A 21,935-nucleotide genomic window follows, 5' to 3' on the forward strand; every position below is an offset into this window, starting at 1 on the left:
ACAGAGCCGGCTGCCCGTTGCCGGGCGGCGCTGCGCTTGCCCGGCCTGGATCGTTGCGGAGCGGGCAGAGACAGCTTGTAGGCCCGGTAAGGCGCAGCCGCCACCGGGCATGTAAAGGTGTCTCCGGCCACCATTCTTCCTGTTTTATCCCCACACAAGGATAATTATACTCCTATCCCCACCAGGGGATAATCTTGACATTATCCCCTGTAGGGTATAAAAGCAGATTTATCCCGATAGGGGGATAAACGATGGTGAGGAACAAGCGATGCATTCCCCGCAGATATACAGTCCCGTTCAGCTGGCCAATTACCTGAAACTGCTGCGCCAGCAAAATCACTGGACTCAGGAGGCGCTGGCCAGCCGGATCGGCATTAAACAGGCGACGCTGTCCAATTTTGAAAATCACCCGGACAAAACCACCTTGACCACCCTGTTCAAGATCCTCCAGTCGCTGGGGGTGGTGATGACCCTGAACGCCAAGCCGGCCGAGACGGCGACGGCCCCCGATAACACCACGGATCTGGACTGGTAATGGCGACGCTCACCACCTGGATGAACAATGTGCGCGTGGGAACCTTAACCCGCCAGGCCAACGGGGCGCACAGTTTCCGCTATGATGACGAGTGGCTGCGCAGCCCGCGCGCCAGGCCGCTCTCCCTCTCGCTGCCGCTGCAGTATGGCAATATCACCGCCGACGCGGTGTATCACTATTTTGATAACCTGCTGCCCGACAGCCCACAGGTCCGCGACCGGATCGTCAGGCGCTATCAGGCGCGCTCGAAACAGCCGTTCGATCTGCTGGCCGAGGTCGGCCGGGATAGCGTAGGGGCGGTGACTCTGCTGCCGCCGGGAGAAGAGGCGCATCTTGCAGCGTTGCGCTGGCAGACGCTGGATGGGGCGCAACTGACCGCGTTGCTGACCGCCTACCAGTCGGATATTCCGCTCGGGATGGTGACCGGCCAGGACGATTTTCGTATCTCGGTGGCCGGCGCCCAGGAGAAAACCGCGCTGCTGCGAATGGGCGAGCACTGGTGTATTCCGCAGGGCACCACCCCGACCACCCATATCATTAAACTGCCCATTGGCGAGATAAAACAGCCCAATGCGACGCTGGATCTGCGTGAAAGCGTGGATAACGAATATCTGTGCCTGGCGCTGGCCAGGGCGTTGGGCCTGGCGGTGCCGGAGGCGGAGATTATCACCACCCCGCGGATCCGTGCGCTGGCGGTGACCCGCTTCGACCGGCGCTGGGCGCAGGAGGGGCGCGTGCTGCTGCGGCTGCCACAAGAGGATCTGTGTCAGGCATTTGGCATCCCGTCGTCGATGAAATACGAGTCTGACGGCGGGCCGGGTATCGCCGCGATCATGACCTTTCTGCTGGGCTCCAGTGAAGCCCTGAAAGATCGCTATGACTTTATGAAGTTCATGGTGTTCCAGTGGCTAACCGGGGCAACGGACGGGCATGCGAAGAATTTCTCGCTCTTTCTGCTGCCCGGCGGCAGCTACCGGCTCACGCCGTTCTACGACATTATTTCGGCATTTCCGGTGCTGGGAGGGACGGGACTGCATCTGCGCGACCTGAAGCTGTCGATGGGGCTCAACGCCACCCGAGGGCGGAAAACGGAGATTAACGCCATCTATCCGCGTCATTTTCTGGCGACCGCCAAAGCGGTTAACTTTCCCCGGGATCAGATGCTGGCGATCCTTGACGAGTTTGCCGACCGCGTGCCGCAGGCCATCGAAAGCGCCCGCCGGACGCTGCCGGCGGACTTTTCCGCCCACGTCTGGCGGGCGATCACGGAGAACATGCTGAAACTGCACGCCCGCCTGCAGCAAGGGCTGCAGGCGCGATAGCGAAGCCGAGTGGCGGTTAGCTCTGCGGCTGCCCCCAGCGGCTGCGCAGGTAGTTAACCGCCTGGCGGGTCTGCGGCTGATTGAGGTTGTTTTCGCGGAACAGGATGGTGCCCTGGATCTGCGGCAGGGACTCATTGAGATCGAGCTGCTTTTTCAGCTCCGGCACGCCGCCATCCACCGTCCAGTCAGGCTCATTTTTGGACGGTTCACCCACCTTGTACAGCGCCACGCCAATATACAGCCGGGTATGCGTGGGCTTAACCACCTCGGCCCACCAGTTGGCCAGCACATCATAACGCGCCGCATCGCGGGCAAATGGCCAGTAGATCTGCGGGGCGATGTAGTCGAGCAGTCCCTGCTGCACCCAGCTGCGGGTATCGGCATAGGATTCATCATAGGCGGCCGCGCCACGGGTATCAGACCCCGCTGGATCGTGGGAGCGGTTGCGCCACACCCCGGCCGGGCTTACGCCAAACTCGACGTTCGGATTGAGTTTTTTAATGGTCGCGGAGACCTGGGCAATAAGCTGTTGAGTGTTATGCCGCCGCCAGTCGCCCTTCGAGGCATAGCCCTGCCCGTAACGGCGGAAGGTCTCGTTGTCGTTAAGCGGGGAAGCGGCGGTTTCGGTGTAGAAATAGTCATCGAACTGCACGCCGTCAATCGGGTAGTTCTGCACCACTTCAGCGACGATGCTGGTGATCCAGTCACGCGCTTCGGGAATACCCGGGTCGAGAACAAAGCGGTCGCTGGCGGTGCGGATCCAGTTACGGTGCAGGACAAACACGCTGGCCGGTACCTGAGTGAGGGTGTTATTCAGCTCGGCAATGGTCGACGGTTTGGTGTTGACCGAGACGCGGTAAGGGTTAAACCACGCGTGAACCTTCATGCCGCGCTTGTGCGCTTCATCCAGCATAAACTGCAGCGGATCGTAGCCGGGGTATTCGCCGATTTTGCCGGTCAGCATATCGGACCACGGTAGAATATCCGACCGCCAGAGCGCCGTACCGTCCGGTTTCACCTGGAAAAAGACGGTGTTGATCCCCAGGCGCTGCAGATTATCGAGTTTGGCGATCAGCGCCAGCTTCTGCTGCGTGATGCGGCTTTCCGGCGTACTGGCGATAATCGACCCGACCGGCGGCCAGTCAAGGCGCGAGACGGTGGTCAGCCAGACGCCGCGTACCGGCTCCCGGTGCGTCTGACCGGCTTTAACGGCCGCGCTCTTCGGCGGCGTGACGAGGGATTTCGGGGCCTTACTGGTGCAGCTGAACAGCATGCCGGCGGCGATGAGCGCCGCGCCTGCCAGCGCCACTTTGCTGGCTAAGGGGAATCGACGAGAATGGCTGATGATGAACTCCCGTGTAATCAGATCGTCGCGTGTAGGCGCTATTCTCTTACGATTCGCCGGTCAGAGCAATTCCTTGTTCGGACTGCGGCCATCAAGAGAGAGGCGTCAGTCGGGCTGCCCCGCCAGAAGGTACCTCAGCATTCCCGGCCCCGGGCAGGATTATCCGTTATGGGCGCCTCGGCAAAGCGAACAGGTAACTCAGCGGATCCGCGACTGCTCGTCGTCGCGCAGCGTCAGTACCTCAAAACCGTTGGCGGTCACCGCCACGGTGTGCTCCCACTGCGCGGAGAGTTTTTTATCGCGGGTGACCACCGTCCAGCCATCCTTTTTGGTCTTGATACGACTGTCGCCCTGGTTCACCATCGGTTCAATAGTGAATACCATGCCTTCCCGCAGCACGGCGCCTTCCCCGGGCCTGCCGTAGTGCAGCACCTGCGGCTCTTCATGCATTTCCTGACCGACGCCGTGACCGCAGTATTCTCTGACCACGCTGTAGCCATGGTCCTCGACCCAGCGCTGAATGGCATGGCCGATGTCGCCCAGCGTCGCGCCAGGTTTCACCACCTCAATGCCTTTCCACATCGCTTCATAGGTGGTCTTTACCAGCCGGCGGGCCAGCGGGGAAACGTCGCCTATCAGGTACATCTTACTGGAGTCAGCGATCATGCCCGCTTTCTCGAGGGTAATATCGACGTTAACGATCATCCCGGAGCGCAGATGCTCGGTCGCCTTGGGGATCCCATGGCAGACCACGTCGTTAATCGAGGTGTTCAACACATAGGGAAAGTCGTATTGCCCCTTGCTGGCAGGGCGGGCGTGCAGCTGGTTGACGATAAAATCTTCCACTCGATCGTTGATTTCCATCGTCGTCACGCCGGGAACGATAAAGGTATCCAGCATGGCAAACACCGATGCCAGCAGCTGGCCGGCATGACGCTGGCGCGCGAGCTCATCGGCGGTTTTAATGATTATTGATGGCATTGATCACCTCCAGCAGACGGTCAGAGCCGGATTTCAGCATCAGCAGTTTGATCTGCTGGTGGTTAAGCTCGGGGTAGAGTTCGCTCATCATGCCCAGACGGATCCAGTATTCCGCCTGCGCATTGACGGAGCGGGACATGGCTTTGCTGGCATCACGAATGTCATCGTGCAGCAGATCGGAGATTTTGACGATTCCCATAGCAACAACCCATATATGATTCGTATATGTATCGTATACCATCCAGCGCGGGATGTCCCTGGCATTTTGTGGCCTGGGCGGCGAACACCATGCAAAAAAGCCCGACCGGCGGGCTTATTTTTCAGCATGTGTTCGGGTTAAAAATTCGCGCTGTTTACCATGGCGTAAATTACCCATTAGGTTATCAGTATGCGGAATGAAAATAACATGATGGCGACGCATCAATATATTTTATGCAGGTGTTAATTTTGCGTATGAATATTCTCCCGTCAGGCCGGGAATCCGGGGGGTTTACAGCGCGTCAGTGAGTTTATCCACCACCACTTTACCCGCATTATCGAACTGCGTAATGCGGAAGCTGTCGCTCCAGGAGCGGCGGGTGGTGAAGCGGTCAAACAGGGATACCCGACCTTTACGCTGGCCATCTTTACTTAAAATAACCCATTCGGTCACCGAAGAATAATGCTGACTATTGTCATGACGACTCTGTTGTTCAACCAGACGATCTTCTTTTTCCACTTTTAAATAATCACGCAACATATTTAACCTCCATAGAAAGTATTATTAACATTACTCCTTTTATTTATTCTTTCAATCAAACTTTTTAATCAACAAAAGTAACTATTAGTGGGCGACCTAAGTGTGAAAATCGCCGAGTTTGTCACTTCCGAAGATGGCCAGGTCCACTACGCTTAACAGGCGTGTGCACCGCGCGGTCGGCGCATGCCCGGGCCGGAAAGGCGACCATAAAACACCTTAACCTTGTATTCATTATGGGCGTGATTCTGTTATATCTAATGCGTTTTGCCACGACCGAGCCACAGAGAGCGCTGTACCATGAGTAACGATCACCTGACGGATATTGCCTATCGCCACTTTATTGAAAGTGTTAAAGATTATGCCATCTATATGTTGAGCGCCGACGGGACGGTCATCAGCTGGAACGAGGGCGCCCGCCGGGCAAAAGGGTACCTGAGCGACGAGATCGTCGGTCGCTACTTCGGTCTCTTCTATAGCGAAGCCGAACAGCTCTCCGGGGTGCCGGCAAAAAATCTGCAAATTGCCCTGCGTAGCGGCCAGTTTGAAGGCGAAGGCTGGCGGTATCGTAAAGATGGCTCCCGGTTCTGGGCGCATGTCATGATCGATGCCATCCGCGATGAACAACATAACCTGCTGGGCTTTGCCAAAATTACCCGCGACATCAGCGAACAGAAGGCGATCAATGACCGCATCGCGTGGATGGCGCGCTACGATGCGCTGACCGGTTTACCCAATCGGGTGGAGTTCTTTGAGCGGGTGGAAAAGCTGATCACCGGTAATGACGCCCGCCGCTTTGCCGTTTTCACCATCGATTTAGATAAGTTTAAAGAGATTAACGATCTGCAGGGCCATCTTATTGGCGATCAGCTGCTGCAGCGCGTGGCAGGCGCCGTGCTGAAAACGCTGCAGAAGGAGGAGATGGTCGCCCGCTTCGGCGGCGATGAGTTTGTGGCCGTCAAACCTTTTGCCGATGAAAGCGAGGTGGACGCCTTTGCCACCCGTCTCTGGCACTGCTTCAGCGGTAAGCAGACGTTTGCCGCGACGGAAGTGATCCTCTCCGCCAGCATAGGTATCTCCGTCTACCCGGAGGACGGGACGGATATTAATACGGTACTGAGCAATTCCGATCTGGCCATGTATCGGGCAAAGAGCAGTCTCGACCACAAGATTTGCTGGTACGAACGTGAGATGGACGACAAGACGCGGCAGCGGAATATGATGGCCGCCGACATCCGCCGCGGTATTCAGGCGGGGGAGTTTTCGCTTCACTATCAGGCGATCCGCAACATTAAAGATCGTCGCATCACCGGTTATGAAGCGCTGTTGCGCTGGCAGCATCCGCAGCTGGGGGCTATCCCGCCGGAGGTGTTTATTCCCATCGCCGAAGAGAGTGGCGCTATTGTGCCATTAGGCTACTGGGTACTGGAGCAGGTGTGCAGCGAATCACTGGATAATCGGCTGAATAAAAAAATCTCAGTCAATATCTCACCGGTACAGTTGCGTCACCGCAGCTTTATCGAAAAAGTCCGCGAGATCCTGATGCGAACCGCTTATCCGGTTAGCCTGCTGGAATTTGAAGTGACGGAGACGGCGTTTATCATCAATAAACAGCTGGCGTTCAGCGTGCTGCATCATCTGCAAAAGATGGGCATCAGTATTGCGCTGGATGATTTCGGCACCGGTTACTCCTCCCTGAGCATGCTGCGCGATTTTCATTTCGACGTCATCAAGCTCGACCGTAGCTTTATGCAGGATGTGGAGAGCAATCCTCAGGTTCGCTCGTTCGTGCGGGCGATTATCTCGCTGGGCAACTCAATCAATACCCCGCTTATCGCCGAAGGGGTAGAAACCGAAGGGCAACGGCAAATCCTCGAAGAAGAGGGATGCGACGAAATGCAGGGCTTTCTGTTCGGCGAGCCGGTCGATGTTAAACATCTGCCACGGCAGAATTAACGCACCCGCCGTTGGCTGGTGGGCGCGGGATCGTTACTGATGCGCTAACGTAGGCTGCCCGGAAAGGTGCAGCAGCGCCGCGCGCAGGGAGACCTCGAACATCTGACCGTGCGTCAGGCCAGGGTAGCGCCAGAATTGCACCGTCAGACCGTTGCTGGCCAGCTGCTGCTGGGTCTGACGCAGTACGCCCAGGGAGGCTTCATGCCCGGAGGGCTCGCCAGCGGCTTTTCCGTCGCCTTCCAGCAGATACAGGGACGTCCCGGTAAACGCGGTGGCATCAAGGGGCTGGGTGTCCTTCAGGGGAGACGTCTGCGCCTGGCCAAGCGACGGGCTGGCAGAATAGTAGATCCTGAAAAGGGAGTGGTTTCGCCACGCGTCGAGTACAAACAGTCCGCCGTAAGAGTGGCCCCAGATAGCGCGCTGGCGGGGATCGATTTTCAGGTTAGCTTCTGTTTGTGGAACCATCGTTTCGCTCAGCAGCTGACGAAACAGATAGTTGCCCCCGGTTTTTCGCGGCGGCAGCGCGGTTTTCCCGGCGCGAGGTTCATGCGCCTTCAGCGGCGGAGTGTAATCCCAGGCCCGGGCGGCGGTATCGAAGGGCAGCGCCGTCTGGTAACCAATAGCGACGATGACCGGCGGGGAACCGGCGGAGAGCTGTTGCAGAAACGCGTCGTTGAGTTTATCCATCACCGCGTTGCCGTCCAGCATATACAGCACCGGGTAACCGGCGGCCGGCGGCGCTTTATCCGGCACCGCGGTCCACACCCGGTAATGGCGTTCGCCATCGGCAGAGTCGTACTGGCGCTGGGTAAAATGATAGAAAGCTGACCCTTTATCCGCAATATTCGGTCCCAGCGGCTGCAGATCCGGCCGGGCGAAACTGCCGCTGCTGTAAAATAGCGCGCCTATCGCCAGCGTCAGCAATCCGTGCGTCTGCCGCGCTGTGATGATCCCTGAATCCTGCTTCACCTCGTCTGTCCCCCTGTTTTCTCTCATCTGGCGTTTTGCGTGGGCTGACACGTTAGCATAGCTTCATTGATAATGGTTCTCATTTCTTTTTATGCGCGCAGTAGCAGGTGGCATGCCGCTGAGGCTGGTGGCGGATTCAGTCCATCAGGAGGAGAGATAGCCGCCTGTTGGCGGCTATGGGAGAAAGGTCAGGAACGATCGTGAAGGGTGCTCAGCAGTTTTTTGACCAGCGGGGTAAGCGCAATAAACAGCAGTGCAATTATCACGACCAGCAAGAGCGCGAGCCCTTTATGGTGAGTGATAAGTACCCACAGCATCGCCAGCGTCATGGGCATGCTCCTTTAATAACGGTATTCACCACCGCTCAGGTGAATGAAATTCAACAGAATGGTCATGACCACCCAGGCCAGCAGCAGAAAGCGTCGTCTGTCGCGCCGCGCTTCCAGGGCGGCGAAATAATTAGCGCTATACCAGGTCGATATAATAATAGCCAGCGTGATGATGACCTGCCAGACCGCTTGACGATAGCCTGTCACGACGCTTATCCCGCGAAAGCAAAGGACGATCGCGATACCGTTAAGCGCGTTACACATCAGCCATCCCCACAGGCTTGCGGGCCGGCTAAATAAATATCCAAATCGTAAAACCAATGTCGTATACACCTTGCCAAAATAATCGCGCTGTAAAATGCATTTTAACCATGGAAGAGGTATTGATATAAATCAAAACTAATGGGATAGCGCAGGAATTACTGGCGCATGGTACTCGCGGCCTGATTGACAAAACAGAGGGTAAAACACTGTTTAAATACTTAATGTTCTGTTTTTATTGATGCTTTTGGTGTGTCAAACAAGGACTGTCGCATAATAAATAGATTTGATAGCAATTTAATATGCGTTAATTTCCCCGGTTATTATTGTGATTGACGTGATAACGGGGAAAATTAGATTTTTCGCAATGTCTGTTTGCTGCCAAACCAATAAATGGAAAGGCCGGGGGCAGCGCCCCGGCCGGTGGCGCACTTAATGGGGCAGCGCGTTATGCTGGAGGATCTTCAGGAAGTCATTTTTGTCAGAGATTAATGACAGCGCATTCGCGATCAGCTCATCGCTGAATATCGAGGCAATTTCTTTGAGCACGTCAATATGCTCTTTCTCTTTCGCAATCACGCCAATGGCAATAAACATCACGTTGCCGCGATCCCAGATAACGCCATCAGGAAACTGAAAGATCTCGATCCCGGTTTTGAGGATGATATCCGTCGCTGATTTCGGCAGATGCGGCAGGGTGATGCCATTGCCCAAAAAAGTGGAAACCTGATGTTCACGCTCCAGCAGAAAGTGAACGCACTCCTGATTGACATAGCCTTTGGCTTTACACTCCGCGCCAATCATGGCGATGACTTCCGCTTTATTACTGGCCTTGCAGCCGATGTGCAGATTATCCAGCGTGATGTTATCGATCATAGCCAACCTCCCTGGTGAGACGAGTGGATTTTTTATCCTCATGATTCGCTGACAGCTCTGCTTCTAACTGCTCCAGCGATTTATTGGAGGTCTCCGGCAGGGCGAACACCACGAACAGAATCGCCAAATAGTTGATGGCCGCGAAGATGAAGAAGACCGGCCCCAGGCCCAGTTTCGCCTGCAGCAGCGGGAACAGGTAGCTGACTACCGCGTTCATGATCCACATGAAAAATACCGAGATCCCCATCGACAGTCCGCGGAATTTCAGCGGGAACAGCTCGGCTAATACCACCCAGGTGATAAAGCCCATCGAGCCCTGCATCACGCCGACGAACAGCGCGCCCAGCAGCCAGATAGCGGTGGCTTTCAGATCGCCCACCAGGGTGTAGTCGACCGCGGCGATAATCAGATGCAGCGTGGCCATAATGGCGAAGCCGTAGATGATGATCGTCTTACGTTTGAAGCGGTCGACAAGGAACAGCACGCCAATCAGCATACCGCCGACGGAGAAGACACCGTTCAGCACGTTACAGATCAGCGAGGTACGCTCTGAGAAGCCGGCGGCACTCAGGATTTCCGTACCGTAATACATAATGACGTTCACCCCGGTGGTTTGCTGCAGTGCGGCCCAGGTAATGCCCACCAGCAAAATTTTGAGGATCCATGGCGTTGTGAGGATAGTGGTGAAGGTGTTCTGAGTGCTGTACTTATTGCCGGCTTCAATTTTGATCAGGGTGGAGATGTCGTCATACTCTTTCTGTGCGCGTTCCGCCGGGCGGATCTGTTTGAGAATATGCAGCGCTTCTTCGTGGCGGTTTTTGCTGATCAGCCAGCGCGGACTTTCCGGCGCGCGCCACATACCAACAAACAGGCAGATAGCGGGGATCGCCTGCACTAACAGCATATAGCGCCAGACGTCCGGCAGATGGCCCCAGATGATGCCAATGATCGCGTTAATGGCAAACGCCGCCAGCTGGCCGATAACGATGGCGACTTCATTCAGGCCGGTCAGCTTGCCGCGCATCTCGGTGGGCGCCACTTCAGAAATAAAGGTGGGGGCGGTGACCGAGGCGCCGCCGACGGCGTAGCCCAGCAGGGCGCGGGCAATCAGCAGGGTAGTGATATCGGGAGCCGCGGCGGAAAGCAGGGCGCCGATAAGAAAAACAAAGGAGAGGAAGAGCAAGTATTTGCGCCGGCCGAAGTAGTCGGCGAACTTACCGCCAAACACGCTGCCCAGCGCGGCGCCGATCAGCAGGACACTCATTACCAGCCCTTCGGTGGTCGGGGTCAGCGCCATGTACTGCTTCAGTGAGGAAAAGGCGCCGTTGATAACGCCGGTGTCGTAACCGAAAAGCAGGCCGCCGAAGGTGGCCACTAAGGTGATCTGATGAAGTCGTTTTCTCTGTTGCTGGTTCAGGTTTGTTATAAATGACATGGTAGTCCCTTTATTTTGTTGAACGACACAAGATAAAAATACATCTCCCCAGTCAGGATTTATCACGCCTGTGTTGTCGTATCTAACTGAATTAAATGATTTTCTTCTTTGTGTAATTGCTCAGCACAAGGCAGGGTACGCTAAGCAATGGCGGTCAAAGAGGTTTACGGCTTGGTGTTGGCATGGATGTCGTCGATATCCGTTCTCCTTTTCGGGTTAGCGGTCTTCAGTGCGTCGGCAGCGCCGACGTTGGCCGCAGGACAGCGCCCTGGTGTGGCACGTTGCTGTCGTTCCGGCGATTTACCGTGCTAAGAATATGGCACAAAGAAATGGAATGAGCATGCTACAAGATCACATTATGAAAATTTAATTTCAAATCGGTGTTGCAGGAAGGTAAATACATGAAGCCAATCACAATGGCATGCGGCAGTATATCCCTATGAAATGCGGGTTAAATTTGCGAGCTAGTAATAATGATGTTGTTTTCAGTGGGTTAATGTAACGTAGAGAATACAACGCAGATCACATTTTTACGCCATAATATCGAAGAATAGAATTTATATTTCATTACTCTGTTCAGGGAAAATAGTGGCTGGCGATGCTGTGATGTCAGTCTGGCCTGGCGTCGCGCAGGCCATTGACGCGTTGGCGCTGAGGGAGGCTATGGAAGGAGGTATCGCGGGATGGATGCCGGCGATAACCCTGCCGAGAGGGGCTCTCACGGCAGGGTTGTGGCAAAAAATCAGTGCAGCGCGGGCCAGTAACCTTCGTTGGCGACGATCAGCTCATCGAGAATCGCTTTCGCCACCGCGGCGCTGGGCACCGTTTTTGACAGGGTGATGGCCTGCCACAGTTTCTGGTAGCTTTTCTCAATCCAGGCGTCAACGACCAGCTTCTCCACCGCCACCTGCTGCTCCATCAGTCCTTTCTGGAACGAAGGGATTTTTCCCATCGCCAGCGGTTCCGGGCCGTTGACGCCCACCAGGCAGGGGACTTCCACCATCGCCGTCTCGTCAAAGTTGGCGATCGCCCCGTTGTTTTCCACGATCAACAGCATCCGCTCCTGGGTGTTAAAGGCGATGGCGCAGGCGAGGTCGACGATGAAGGTGGCATGGGCCCCGGCATGGAAATGCGCGCCTTCCGCGGTGCCGCGACGAGTGATCTCCCGGGCCATATCGAAGACCTCTTTTTCACGTCCGGCCATCACCTCGTTGGCCCGCGTAAAGTCCGGGTCAGAGTGCGCCACCTCGTAGTCAGGGTAGAGGTAGTATTTCAGGTAAGTGTTAGGCAGGGTCAGGGGATCAAGGGCAAACACATCCTTCACCTTTTTAAAGGTCTCGATCCAGCTCGGCGCCTTATGCTGAAAATCCTCTTTTGGGCTACTGTAACCCTGCTCCGCCACGTGACGCTTCAGCGCCGGCATCAGGTCGTTACCGGCTTTATCGGTGATGCTGGTCCACCAGCCAAAATGATTCAGGCCGTAGTAGCGGACGTTCAGTGCCTTGCGGGACGGCAGACCGAGGATGTCGGCAAACAGCCCCTCGATGGCCACCGGCATATCGCAGATGTTGATAATGCGCGCGTCGGGACGCAGGCGACGGGTCGCTTCCGCGACGATGGCCGCCGGGTTGGAGTAGTTGAGCATCCACGCCCCCGGGGCGTACTGCTGCATATAATCGACCAGCTCCAGTACGCCGGCAATCGAGCGCATACCGTAGGCGATCCCCCCCGGCCCACAGGTTTCCTGGCCCGGCACGCCATATTTCAGCGGGATCTTTTCATCCTTTTCCCGCATCTCATACAGGCCAACGCGAATATGCGCCATCACAAAATCAACGTCGGTGAAGGCCGCCTGCGGATCGGTGGTATAGCTGAACTTCACCTGCGGGAAGCGTTCAGCCACCAGAATGGCGCAGGCGTCGCCGATGGTCTTCTGACGCTCGTGATGGTTATCGTACAGACGGATCTCCCGCAGGGGAAAGCGCGCCATATTTTCCAGCAGCATCATGACAATCCCTGGCGTGTAGGTACTCCCGCCGCCGGCAATCGTGACCACAAAGTTATCTTTCATTTACCACCTCGTTATTCAGTTACACCCAGACTGGCGTTGACCGCCGTTCGAATTTTGTTAACCCCCAGGCCATAGATCACCTGGACATGATTGCCTTTAATCAGCACGCTGCTCCCGCCGCTCTCTTTCAACAGCGTCTGCTGGATGAGCGCGGGGTCGCGCACATCGACCCGCAGACGGGTAAAACAGTTTTCCACCGTACAAACATTCTCTTTACCGCCCAGCCCCGCAATCACCAGCGCGCCTTTGTCTGAATCGCCATGCGCCTGATCCGTCTGTGGGGAAGACGCCGCATCGGCAGCGGCTTCGCGCCCCGGGGTAAGCATTCGCAGGCGGGTAATGCAGAAGGTGCCGACCAGGTACATGGTGGCGGTTTCCAGCAGGCCGAGCAGGACAAATACCGGCCAGCGCGTCACGCTGGCGCCGGCGGGCAGGTTATAGACGACAAAATCGATAAGACCGTTTGTGGCGCAGACCCGCACGTGAAGCAGCCAGGCCAGCATCTGGAAGAAACCGTCCAGCAGGGAGTAGATAAGCCACAGCAGCGGGGCGGTGAAGATAAAGAGAAACTCAAACGGTTCGGTGATCCCCACCAGCACTGAGGTGACAATTAAGGGGATCAGCGTGACTTTGAGTCGCTGTTTATTCTCCGGTTTCGCCGTGCGGTAGAAGGCGAGCGCCATCCCGGCGGTGCCAAAAATCTTCACCATCCCATAGGTTAAAAAGCGGGCGGAATCACTGAGCGCGTCAACGGGATGACGGGCGATTTCGGCGAGGAAAATGGGCTTGGCGCCAATGACGGTCTGGCCATCAATCAGCAACTGACCGCCGATAGAGGTAAAGACGAACGGCGACCAGATCAGATGATGCAGCCCGGTGGGGATCAGGAACCGGTTGAGAAAGCCGTACAGGAAGACCCCAATGGCGCCAAATGATTTCATAAAGCCGGTCAGCGCCGAGATGCCCAACTCCACCACCGGCCAGAGATAGACGGTGGCGATAGCAAACAGGCCCACCAGCGGCAGCATCACAATCAGCACCAGCTTGCTGTTGCCGTAGATCGACAGCGCGCCGCGAAATTCGATGCCGACCACGCGATTGTGTACAAAGGCGACAGCGCAGCCAAGGATAATACCGAGGAACACGCCCATATCGATAACCTGAAAACCGAAGATGTAGGTTTGTCCGCTGCCATACAGTTGCGCGTTGGTGGCCCCGGTCGCCAGGCGATGGGTCAGGGTCAGCCAGCTGTTGTTCGCCGCCAGGTAGACCAGCCAGGTCATGGCCGCCACGAAAGCGGCTTCGGCTTTGCGGGTTTTCGCCAGACCGCTTGCCAGCCCGAGGCAGAACAGAAACCCGAGATTGTTCATCAGCGCCCAGAGCATGCTGGAGACGAATTTCCCTAACAGATAGATCCCGCTGCTTTCATCCACCCACAGCCGGTTGGTGGTCATGCTGAACAGGGCGATCAACAGGCCGATAGCCGGCAGATACAGCACCGGCCCGATCATCGCCTTGGAAAAGTCCTGAAGCTTTTTCACGCCAATCATGGTTGTCCTCTCGTCTTCATAGCCCGCTGTCATCACCTGATCAATAGGCTTATCAGACTAGGAGCAGACCACCGGGATCCCGAGCAGGAAAAAGGCCATCTGTGACGAAAGTCATATATATTGTTGCAGGAGAGATATATAAATATAGCCATTTTTATAGATGAGTTAACGTCTAATCTTTCGCGTAAAAGTTAACTATTATCTGTAAATACAATGCGTTATTTGTCATTCTTTTCCACACCCTCCATCTCAACGAGACATCTAAAAGTGATTTATAAAAAGATTGCCACCGAACTGAAGGCCCGTATCAACAGCGACGACTACGCCGTCGGGGATATGCTGCCCAGCGAAAAAGCGCTGGCTGCGGAGCTGCAGGTCTCGGTGATGACGCTGCGCAAAGCGCTGGCGCTACTGGAGGAGGAAAAGCTGATCGCCCGACGGCACGGCAGCGGAACCTGCATTGTGCGTAAGAGTAACTATCATGGCGGCGAGCTGGAGGGGTTTAACTACCAGATGCAGGTGGTGGGGGTCACCAACTACCGTAATAAGGTCATTGAGTTCACGTTGCTTGACGCCCCGCCGGCCATTGCCCAGCAGTTAAAGATCCAGCCGGGAGAGAAAGTCTACTACGTCAGGCGGCTGCGCCTGATTGATGAGGTCCCGATCCTGGTGGAGAACAGCTACATTCCGTACGCCGCTTTTCCGTGGCTCAGCGTGGGTAACCTTGAGCAGTCTAAGTTCAACTATTTCAAAAAAGAGTGCCATATCACCATTATCGAGAGCCACCGCAGCTATACGCCGGTGCTGGCGACCCGCGAGCAGGCGGAGCTGCTGCAGGTGGCGCCTAACAGTCTCCTGCTACGGGTGCAGTCTGTCAGCTACGCCCAGAACCGGGCGATCGTTGATTTCTCAGAGATCTACCAGAACACCAGTAAATACAATGTGAAGCACATTACCCGCCGCTAGGCCGATCTCCCCAGCAGCCCCCGGAGGACAAGCTCCAGCCCCAGCGCCAGCAGGAACAACAGAAAGCCCTGACGAAAGCGCTGCGGGCTGAGACGCGAGCGGATCCGCTGTCCCAGCCACATGCCGAGCAGCGCGGGCAACAGCGCCAGCGCCGACAGCAGCAGCGACTCTGCGCGCCAGCCAGCGTGCAGGGAGAGGCCGGCCGCCATCGCCAGAGTGGAGAGGGTGAACGACAGTCCCAGGGCCTGGACCAGCTCGTCGCGACGAAAGCCCAGCGCCTGCAGCCAGGGCACCGCCGGAATAACGAACACCCCGGTCGCCCCGGTGATCAGTCCGGTCAGTCCGCCCATCAGCGGCGACAGGCGCTTTTCCACGCGGGCGGAAACCTGCACCGCCGGACCACGGAGCGCGTATCCGGCATAAACTATCAGCACGGCGCCCAGCGTCAGCGCCGACCACCGCGGGTTCAGGTGGATGAGCAGTGACGACCCCGCCAGCGTGCCGATAATCATCCCGGTCATCATTAACCAGAGGCGACGCGCAATCTGCGCCAGCGCGGGGCCTGCCAGCAGCTGCCAGAGATTGGTTAACAGCGAGGGGAGCACCAGCAGGGCCGCCGCGGCCGGTGGCGGCATCAGCAGGCCAAGCAGGCCCATCGCCACGGTGGGCAGTCCCATACCGGTCACCCCTTTGACCAGCCCGGCGGCGATAAAGATCAGCAGTAAACAGAGAGTGTGAAGATCAAACATCATGGCTCACTTATCGGCTCAGAGAAGGGCATTGAAACAGCTGGTCGCCGGGTGGACAATGCGGTATGTTGCCCGCAGGCTACGGTAAAACCGAAGGGAAAGGAGGGCTTATGCGACTGGATCTCGCCGATCTGCGACTGTTTATCGCCATCGTGGATAGCGGCAGCATTACCGGCGGGGCGGCGGCGGCCCATCTGGCGCTGGCCTCCGCCAGCGAAAGGCTGCGCAAAATGGAGGCGGAGGTCGGTGTGCCGCTGCTGCACCGTCATGCCCGGGGGGTGACAACGACCGAGGCCGGGGAGGTGCTGGCGCGCCATGCGCGTCCGTTGTTAGAGCAGCAGCGGCGTCTGCGCCAGGCGATGCACGCCTTCGCCCGCGGTCAGCAGGGCACGCTGCGCCTGTTTGCCAATACCTCGGCGATGTCGGCTTTTCTGCCGGGCAAGCTCGCCGCGTGGATGACCGCGCATCCCGGGATACAGATCGACACCGAAGAGCGCACCAGCGCGGATATTGTCAGCAGCATTCTGGCTGGCGTGGCGCAGGCCGGGGTGGTGTCCGATGCGGTCGACCCCGGGCCGTTGCGCCTGGAGCCCGTCGCGGAGGATCCCCTGGTGCTGATCGTGCCGCCGGCCCATGCCTTGAGTGACGCCGCCGAGGTGGCTTTCGCAACGATCATCCATGAGCCGCTGGTCGCGCTCTATCAGACCAGCGCCCTGCAGCAGCATATCGAAGAGCAGGCCGCCGGACTTGGCCAGGCGCTGAACGTCCGCATCAGGATGAGCCATTTTGAAGGGCTTTGCGAGATGGTGGCTCACGGCGCCGGCGCGGCGATCCTGCCGCGCGTTATTGCTGAACGCTACCTGCCTCGCTACCGGTTCGCCGTTATCACATTGCAGGATCGCTGGGCGCTGCGTCGGCTGTGCCTGTGCTATCAGGATGACGAACGCCTGTCGCCAGCGATGCGCCGCTTGCTGGAGTGGCTCCGCCAGCCCTGAGCCGCGATAAATGTGGCTATCATATAGTGACAGTGTCACTTTATAGGGCGGTTATTGCTACTGACATCCGTGCCAGAGATGCGATAGTAGACGTCCGCCATTTATTAACACGCGAATCAGGACAGACAAGATGAGTACATTACCAAAAGTCGCGGTGCTGGGACTCGGCGCCATGGGACACGCTTTTGCCAGCAATCTGCTGAAGAAGGGCTTTACCGTCGCGGGCTGGAACCGTTCGCCAGCGCGCGGCGAGGATTTACAGGCGCAGGGATTATCCCTGCACGCCACGCCGCAGCAGGCGGTGGCCGATGCCGAGGTGATCATCAGTATGCTCGCCGATGGTCAGGCTACCCTGCAGGTACTGGCGCAAATAGCGCCTGCCTGTCAGCCGCAGGCGATCTATTGCCAGATGGGCACCATCGGCCTGGCGGAGACCCAGGAGGCTATCGCTTTGTTGCGGGAGCGTCAGCCGGCGATGACCTTCGTCGATGCCCCGGTTTCAGGGACCAAAGCCCCGGCGGAGAAGGCGCAGATCCTGGTGCTCGCCAGCGGAGATCGTGAAAAGTGTAGCCCGGCGGAACAGGTATTTGCCGCTATCTCACGTGGGACGCAGTGGTTTGGCGAGGCGGGCAACAGCCAGAAAATGAAGCTGGTCCTCAATGCCTGGCTGATTGCGATGATGCAGGGCATCGCGGAAAGCGCACAGCTGGCGAAGACGCTGGGCTTTACCCCCGACCAGCTGTGGAGCGCCCTGGAGGGCGGACCGCTGGCGGCGCCCTATGTCAAAGTCAAACTGGACGCCATCGCCAATGAGCAATTCGCGCCGCAGATGCAGCTGGCGCATGCGCTGAAAGATGCCCGGCTGGCCTTGTCCCTGTCCGAGCCGCACACCATGCCGGGACTGGATAACATCGCCGAACTGTGGCAGCAGGCGGCGGATGCGGGATTTGCCGGGCAGGATCTGTCCTCGATATATCAGTGGCTGTCGACGTCGGCGAAAGCATAGTGTAGCGCCCTCAGGAAAAAGTGGCCTCGGCGGCCACTTATCCTTGAGGATGGGGCATCAATTCGAATCTACCGCACGTTAGCTTAAGGTATCAATCCATTCGCTCTGGCGCGGGTTCTGCCGACGATAGCAGTGTACAGACACCGCCAGCTGCGTCAGGTCGGTGAAAACCATCGGATCGAGCTGAATATGCTTTTTAATCTGCTGCAGCCGGTAGGTGAGCGTATTGCGATGAATCCCCAACAGCAGCGACGTTTTTCCCGGCTCGGCGTTATTGGCAATAAAGCTGCTGAGGGTATCCAGCAGCACTTCGCCGGAATCATGCTCAAGCAGCTGGCGTACGTTATTGATAAAAAAATTGACCATATAGCTGTCTTCCAGCACCCGGAACAGGCAGAGCATCGCCATTTCGCGAAAGTAGTAGATCTGCCGCTGCGGCTGTACTTTGCTCCCGACCTCAATCACCGAACGGGCGAATCGGATGGCCTCGCGAATATCCGGAGCGCTGTCAGCCTGCACGCCAATGCCGATATGGTAATGGCTGATCTGATTGCTGAGGACAAACTCGATGCCCCGCAGCAGCGTTTCCTGGGATTCGCTCAGCGTATTGAGGATCAGGATCTCATTGCTGCCCAGCAAAATGACGTCTCTTACCCCGGCCAACTGCGAGAATTCTCGCAGCAGCGTACTCAGTATTTCGCTTAGCTGATGCTGTTCAACCTGCACGGTCACCACGACCGGCACCAGCGGCGCATCAAAAGCGAAGCCAAGCTCCATCAGGCGATGAAGCGCTTCCTGTCCGGCGGGCGAAGCGCCTTGATCAAGATATTGACCAAACAGGGTATCGCGCAGACGCTGTCGCCAGTTGGTTTCCCGCATCTCTATGGCCTGGCGGACCAGCAGCTCGGCGGTGAGTACCGCCAGTTCAGCATAGCGGCTGATCGCTGCGGGATCGCCGCTGATGCCCACCACCATCACCACGCGATCGTCATAGATAATGGGATGATTAATACCGGGATGCACATTCTGGAAACGCGCGGCTTCCGCGGTGTTGTTAATACAAATGCGTTTACCGGTACGTATCACCTCACGGGCGATCTCATGCTGCTCGCCGATACGATGCCGTTCACCTGAGGCAATGATCTGTCCATGATGGTCAATCACGTTCACGTTATGATGAATTATCGCCATTGCCCGGGCGACAATTTCATTAGCCAGCGCTGTCGTAATAATCATACCGTTTTCCGCTCAGGTGCCTCTCCGCGCCGCCCGCTCAGAAAGGTTCGTAGTACATTTTCCGCGGCGTCGGCGAGGAGCTGTTCGCAGGTGTTCATCGACTCCGCCAGCGGCATAGGGCGCTGGCAGATAGACCACATGGCGTCAATATGGTGTTGATATAATTGCCGGCTGCTCTCATCGCGCCCGCCGCAAAGGGCAACAACCGGTACGCCGTGGCGTGCCGCTTTACCCGCCACACCCACCGGGGCTTTACCAAAGGCGCTCTGTCGATCGAGCCATCCTTCACCAACGATCGTCAGCGCGGCATCGTGCAGATGGCCGTCGGCGTTAAGCAGTTCCAGCACCAGGTCAATGCCCGGACGCAGCGTGGCGCCGGTATAGGCGATAAGCGCAGCGCCCATACCGCCCGCGGCCCCGGCGCCGGGCCGTTCGCTGACGTCGAACCCGAGGGTTTGCGTAAGCAGCTGGCTATAATGCGCCATTCCCGTCTCCAGCTCACTGAGCGCCGCCTCGTCCGCGCCTTTCTGCGCGCCATACACCCAGGTGGCGCCATGCTCGCCAAGCAGAGGGTTCGAGACGTCGCAGGAGGCCTGGACTTCGGCCTGGTGTAAACGCGGATCCAGTTCGCTCAAATCGATGCGCTGAATATGCGTCAGGTCCTGACCCGCCGCGGGAACCGGCAGCAGGGTGCCGTCCTTACGCCAGAATCGTGCGCCAAGCGCCTGGGCAAAACCAATGCCGCCATCGTTGGTCGCGCTACCACCCAGGCCGATAATTAAATGCCGACACCCGGCGTCCAGCGCCGCTTTTACCTGTTCCCCCAGCCCGTAGCTACTGGCCTGACGCACATCCCGCTGCGCCTGCGGCGTCAGTTCCAGCCCACAGCTTTGCGCCATCTCGATAATGGCCCGCTCGCCGGGCAGGATCAGAAAATCCGCCTGCACGGAGGGACCATAAGGCGAGGTACAGCGCTGCTGTTGCCACCTCGCCCCCTTCAGCAGCGGACTTTCCGCCAGGGTTGAGAGCAGACCCTCTCCGCCGTCCGAGACGGGCATTTCGACCAGTTCCAGCGCCTTGTCTACCCGACGCAAACCCTGTGCTACCGCTGCGCAGGCGGCCTGCGCGCTACAGCTCCCCTTAAACGAATCCAGCGCGATAACAATCTTCATGCGTTCTCCTGAATTAATGCGCTTTACGCGGCGTTTTATCGATGGTCATGAGCTGCAATAACATCCCCAGCAGGGCGCATCCCGCCATGGTAAAGAAGGCGTAAATATACCCTGCCGGATTTCCCCAGCCCCCACCGAACTGGATGAGCCAGCCCATCAGCAATGGCGAAATGCCGCCGCCAATAAACATCGCCGTGGTGATAATGCCGTTGGCGGTCGAGGTGGCGCGCTCTTCAGCGGAGTCCGACGCCATGGCGTAGTAGATAGGCCACACGGCGTTGGCCACCAGGCCAAAAAATAGCTGAATGGCAATAAGGCGCGGCATATTGGTGGCGAAATAGAACAGCGCAATGCCGATACTCATCCACAGACCGCAGACGATAAGGGTTCGTTTACGGCCAAAGCTATCCGACAGCCAGGGCCAGATGATCTGCCCCAGGGTACCGGTAAGCGTGAAGATAATACTAAGGCCAGCGGATGCCGCCAGCGACAGGCCGGAGACATGATAAAGATACGGCGGCAGCACAACGTTTATGCCCATATAGACGATTTGCGTCAGCAGGGTATTGCCCGCCGTCAGCGAAATATTGCGGTTGCGCAGGGTGCGTAAAAAGGTCTTCATCCCTTCGCCTTTGGCGACATGGCTGCTTTCCTGCGTCGCCGGGCGCGTCAACCCCTGGCTGTCGATATGCTGATAAAGCGTGTTGATGCGGTCGGCGGTAGAATATTTCGCCCAGAAGATCATCAGAGGGATGGCGACGATCAGCGCCAGCAGGAAGCAGTAGCGCCAGCTGCCTTCGCCAAATGCGGAAAGCACCAGACTTGCCACCACGCCGCTCAGCAGCGCGCCAATCGGATAGCCGGTATGATGCACCCCCAGCGCAAAGCCGCGCTTCTCTTTCGGCCACCACTCCGCGGTGTTGCTGACGCCGACGGGTTCGCCCCAGCCGGCCCCAAGGTTGACGCCAACGCGCAGCAGCACAAAGGCCGTCAGCCCGTGGCTGATCGCTTTAATACCGGAAAGAAAAGAGAGGGCGGTATAGCCCAGCACCAGCGGTACCTGAAAGCGCGCTCGTTTCCAGCCAGACCCGTAGCGATCGCTCCAGATGGAGCCGGGAATATCCAGTACCGCAAGGGCTACCATGATCAGGGCGACGATATTGCCCCACTGTTCCGGGGAGAGCGAGAACTCCTTAGAGATGACCGGGCCAAGGCGCAGGATCATCTCGCGATCGTAGGCGTTGAGCACCCAGATTAGCCAGCAAACCAGTAGCGAAACCCAGGAGAAACGATGTATCAGCCGCTTTTTCCCACGTTGTTCGCCGGCAGGTGTGTGATTGATTGTTGTCATAGTCGTGTTTACTCCGCGGCGTCGCGACAGCATGCTGCGCGCCGCCTGGTGTCAGGGTCAGAGTCAGTTCGCCGGGTATTATTGTTATCGCGGC

21 protein-coding genes are annotated in these 21,935 nt (G+C 57.5%); 6 read left to right on the forward strand and 15 right to left on the reverse strand.

Annotation, left to right across the window (positions count from 1 at the left end):
* Nucleotides 1-268: 268 nt before the first annotated feature.
* Nucleotides 269-535 carry a type II toxin-antitoxin system antitoxin HipB gene (hipB, locus tag ABLV54_RS06430; protein WP_023289667.1) on the forward strand — a complete coding sequence of 89 codons (267 nt, stop codon included), beginning with the start codon at nt 269-271 and terminating at the stop codon, nt 533-535.
* Complete coding sequence (locus tag ABLV54_RS06435) at nt 535-1,857, forward strand: type II toxin-antitoxin system HipA family toxin (protein WP_050534228.1); 1,323 nt, start codon at nt 535-537, stop codon at nt 1,855-1,857. Before hipB ends, ABLV54_RS06435 begins: the two co-directional genes overlap by 1 nt.
* 16 nt (nt 1,858-1,873) lie before the next feature.
* Here ABLV54_RS06435 and ABLV54_RS06440 read toward each other — a convergent pair whose 3' ends face one another.
* The 4 genes from ABLV54_RS06440 to ABLV54_RS06455 form a co-directional block, all read right to left on the reverse strand.
* Nucleotides 1,874-3,166: a glycoside hydrolase family 10 protein gene (locus ABLV54_RS06440; protein ID WP_044523014.1), complete on the reverse strand. Its 1,293-nt coding sequence runs from the start codon at nt 3,164-3,166 to the stop codon at nt 1,874-1,876.
* 234 nt (nt 3,167-3,400) lie between these two features.
* The gene (map, locus tag ABLV54_RS06445) at nt 3,401-4,183 is read right to left on the reverse strand and encodes a type I methionyl aminopeptidase (RefSeq protein WP_023289670.1); all 783 of its coding nucleotides are present in this window, start codon (nt 4,181-4,183) and stop codon (nt 3,401-3,403) included.
* Entirely contained in the window at nt 4,164-4,382 is a 219-nt protein-coding gene (locus ABLV54_RS06450) for a ParD-like family protein (RefSeq protein WP_002904808.1), read from the reverse strand. The genes map and ABLV54_RS06450 overlap by 20 nt, the downstream gene beginning before the upstream one ends.
* Before the next feature lie 291 nt (nt 4,383-4,673).
* Complete coding sequence (locus tag ABLV54_RS06455) at nt 4,674-4,922, reverse strand: hypothetical protein (RefSeq protein ID WP_004205912.1); 249 nt, start codon at nt 4,920-4,922, stop codon at nt 4,674-4,676.
* Between the two features lie 297 nt (nt 4,923-5,219).
* Here ABLV54_RS06455 and ABLV54_RS06460 point away from each other — a divergent pair, with 297 nt between their 5' ends.
* A complete protein-coding gene (locus ABLV54_RS06460) occupies nt 5,220-6,875 on the forward strand; it encodes an EAL domain-containing protein (RefSeq protein ID WP_049014122.1) in 1,656 nt (551 codons plus the stop codon).
* Between the two features lie 33 nt (nt 6,876-6,908).
* On the opposite strand, the gene ABLV54_RS06465 is transcribed toward ABLV54_RS06460, so the two are convergent.
* The 7 genes from ABLV54_RS06465 to ABLV54_RS06495 all read right to left on the reverse strand — a co-directional run bounded on the left by ABLV54_RS06465 (nt 6,909) and on the right by ABLV54_RS06495 (nt 14,366).
* On the reverse strand, nt 6,909-7,844 hold the full coding sequence (locus ABLV54_RS06465; RefSeq protein ID WP_050534229.1) for an alpha/beta hydrolase-fold protein: 936 nt from the start codon (nt 7,842-7,844) through the stop codon (nt 6,909-6,911).
* Nucleotides 7,845-8,032: 188 nt separating this feature from the next.
* Nucleotides 8,033-8,173, reverse strand: coding sequence for a hypothetical protein (locus tag ABLV54_RS06470; RefSeq protein WP_023289673.1), 141 nt, complete (start codon nt 8,171-8,173; stop codon nt 8,033-8,035).
* 12 nt (nt 8,174-8,185) lie between these two features.
* Nucleotides 8,186-8,437: a hypothetical protein gene (locus tag ABLV54_RS06475; protein ID WP_023289674.1), complete on the reverse strand. Its 252-nt coding sequence runs from the start codon at nt 8,435-8,437 to the stop codon at nt 8,186-8,188.
* A 429-nt stretch (nt 8,438-8,866) separates the two neighbouring features.
* The gene (locus tag ABLV54_RS06480; protein ID WP_032452832.1) at nt 8,867-9,310 is read right to left on the reverse strand and encodes a PTS sugar transporter subunit IIA; all 444 of its coding nucleotides are present in this window, start codon (nt 9,308-9,310) and stop codon (nt 8,867-8,869) included.
* Nucleotides 9,300-10,745, reverse strand: a complete 1,446-nt coding sequence (locus ABLV54_RS06485) for a sugar porter family MFS transporter (RefSeq protein ID WP_050534230.1) — start codon at nt 10,743-10,745, stop codon at nt 9,300-9,302. Before ABLV54_RS06485 ends, ABLV54_RS06480 begins: the two co-directional genes overlap by 11 nt.
* A gap of 742 nt (nt 10,746-11,487) precedes the next feature.
* On the reverse strand, nt 11,488-12,816 hold the full coding sequence (locus ABLV54_RS06490; RefSeq protein ID WP_004205902.1) for a 6-phospho-alpha-glucosidase: 1,329 nt from the start codon (nt 12,814-12,816) through the stop codon (nt 11,488-11,490).
* 11 nt (nt 12,817-12,827) lie between these two features.
* On the reverse strand, nt 12,828-14,366 hold the full coding sequence (locus tag ABLV54_RS06495) for a PTS transporter subunit EIIC (RefSeq protein ID WP_048334843.1): 1,539 nt from the start codon (nt 14,364-14,366) through the stop codon (nt 12,828-12,830).
* A 267-nt stretch (nt 14,367-14,633) separates the two neighbouring features.
* Between ABLV54_RS06495 and ABLV54_RS06500 the strand changes: the two genes are divergently transcribed.
* Entirely contained in the window at nt 14,634-15,332 is a 699-nt protein-coding gene (locus ABLV54_RS06500) for a UTRA domain-containing protein (RefSeq protein ID WP_004205898.1), read from the forward strand.
* Here the strand turns inward: ABLV54_RS06500 and ABLV54_RS06505 are convergent.
* Entirely contained in the window at nt 15,329-16,081 is a 753-nt protein-coding gene (locus ABLV54_RS06505) for a sulfite exporter TauE/SafE family protein (RefSeq protein WP_050534244.1), read from the reverse strand. The genes ABLV54_RS06500 and ABLV54_RS06505 overlap by 4 nt on opposite strands.
* Nucleotides 16,082-16,191: 110 nt before the next feature.
* Between ABLV54_RS06505 and ABLV54_RS06510 the strand changes: the two genes are divergently transcribed.
* Complete coding sequence (locus tag ABLV54_RS06510) at nt 16,192-17,076, forward strand: LysR substrate-binding domain-containing protein (RefSeq protein ID WP_050534231.1); 885 nt, start codon at nt 16,192-16,194, stop codon at nt 17,074-17,076.
* 130 nt (nt 17,077-17,206) lie between these two features.
* Entirely contained in the window at nt 17,207-18,082 is an 876-nt protein-coding gene (locus ABLV54_RS06515; protein ID WP_050534232.1) for an NAD(P)-dependent oxidoreductase, read from the forward strand.
* Between the two features lie 78 nt (nt 18,083-18,160).
* On the opposite strand, the gene ABLV54_RS06520 is transcribed toward ABLV54_RS06515, so the two are convergent.
* The 3 genes from ABLV54_RS06520 to ABLV54_RS06530 are packed head-to-tail and all read right to left on the reverse strand — an operon-like array spanning nt 18,161 to nt 21,874.
* Nucleotides 18,161-19,318 carry a sugar diacid recognition domain-containing protein gene (locus ABLV54_RS06520; RefSeq protein WP_047720701.1) on the reverse strand — a complete coding sequence of 386 codons (1,158 nt, stop codon included), beginning with the start codon at nt 19,316-19,318 and terminating at the stop codon, nt 18,161-18,163.
* Complete coding sequence (locus ABLV54_RS06525) at nt 19,315-20,490, reverse strand: glycerate kinase (protein WP_050534233.1); 1,176 nt, start codon at nt 20,488-20,490, stop codon at nt 19,315-19,317. The genes ABLV54_RS06520 and ABLV54_RS06525 overlap by 4 nt, the downstream gene beginning before the upstream one ends.
* Before the next feature lie 13 nt (nt 20,491-20,503).
* Entirely contained in the window at nt 20,504-21,874 is a 1,371-nt protein-coding gene (locus ABLV54_RS06530) for an MFS transporter (RefSeq protein ID WP_072096701.1), read from the reverse strand.
* Nucleotides 21,875-21,935 lie beyond the last annotated feature (61 nt).

The organism is Klebsiella sp. JB_Kp042 (assembly GCF_040065275.1).
Taxonomy (GTDB): domain Bacteria; phylum Pseudomonadota; class Gammaproteobacteria; order Enterobacterales; family Enterobacteriaceae; genus Klebsiella; species Klebsiella quasipneumoniae.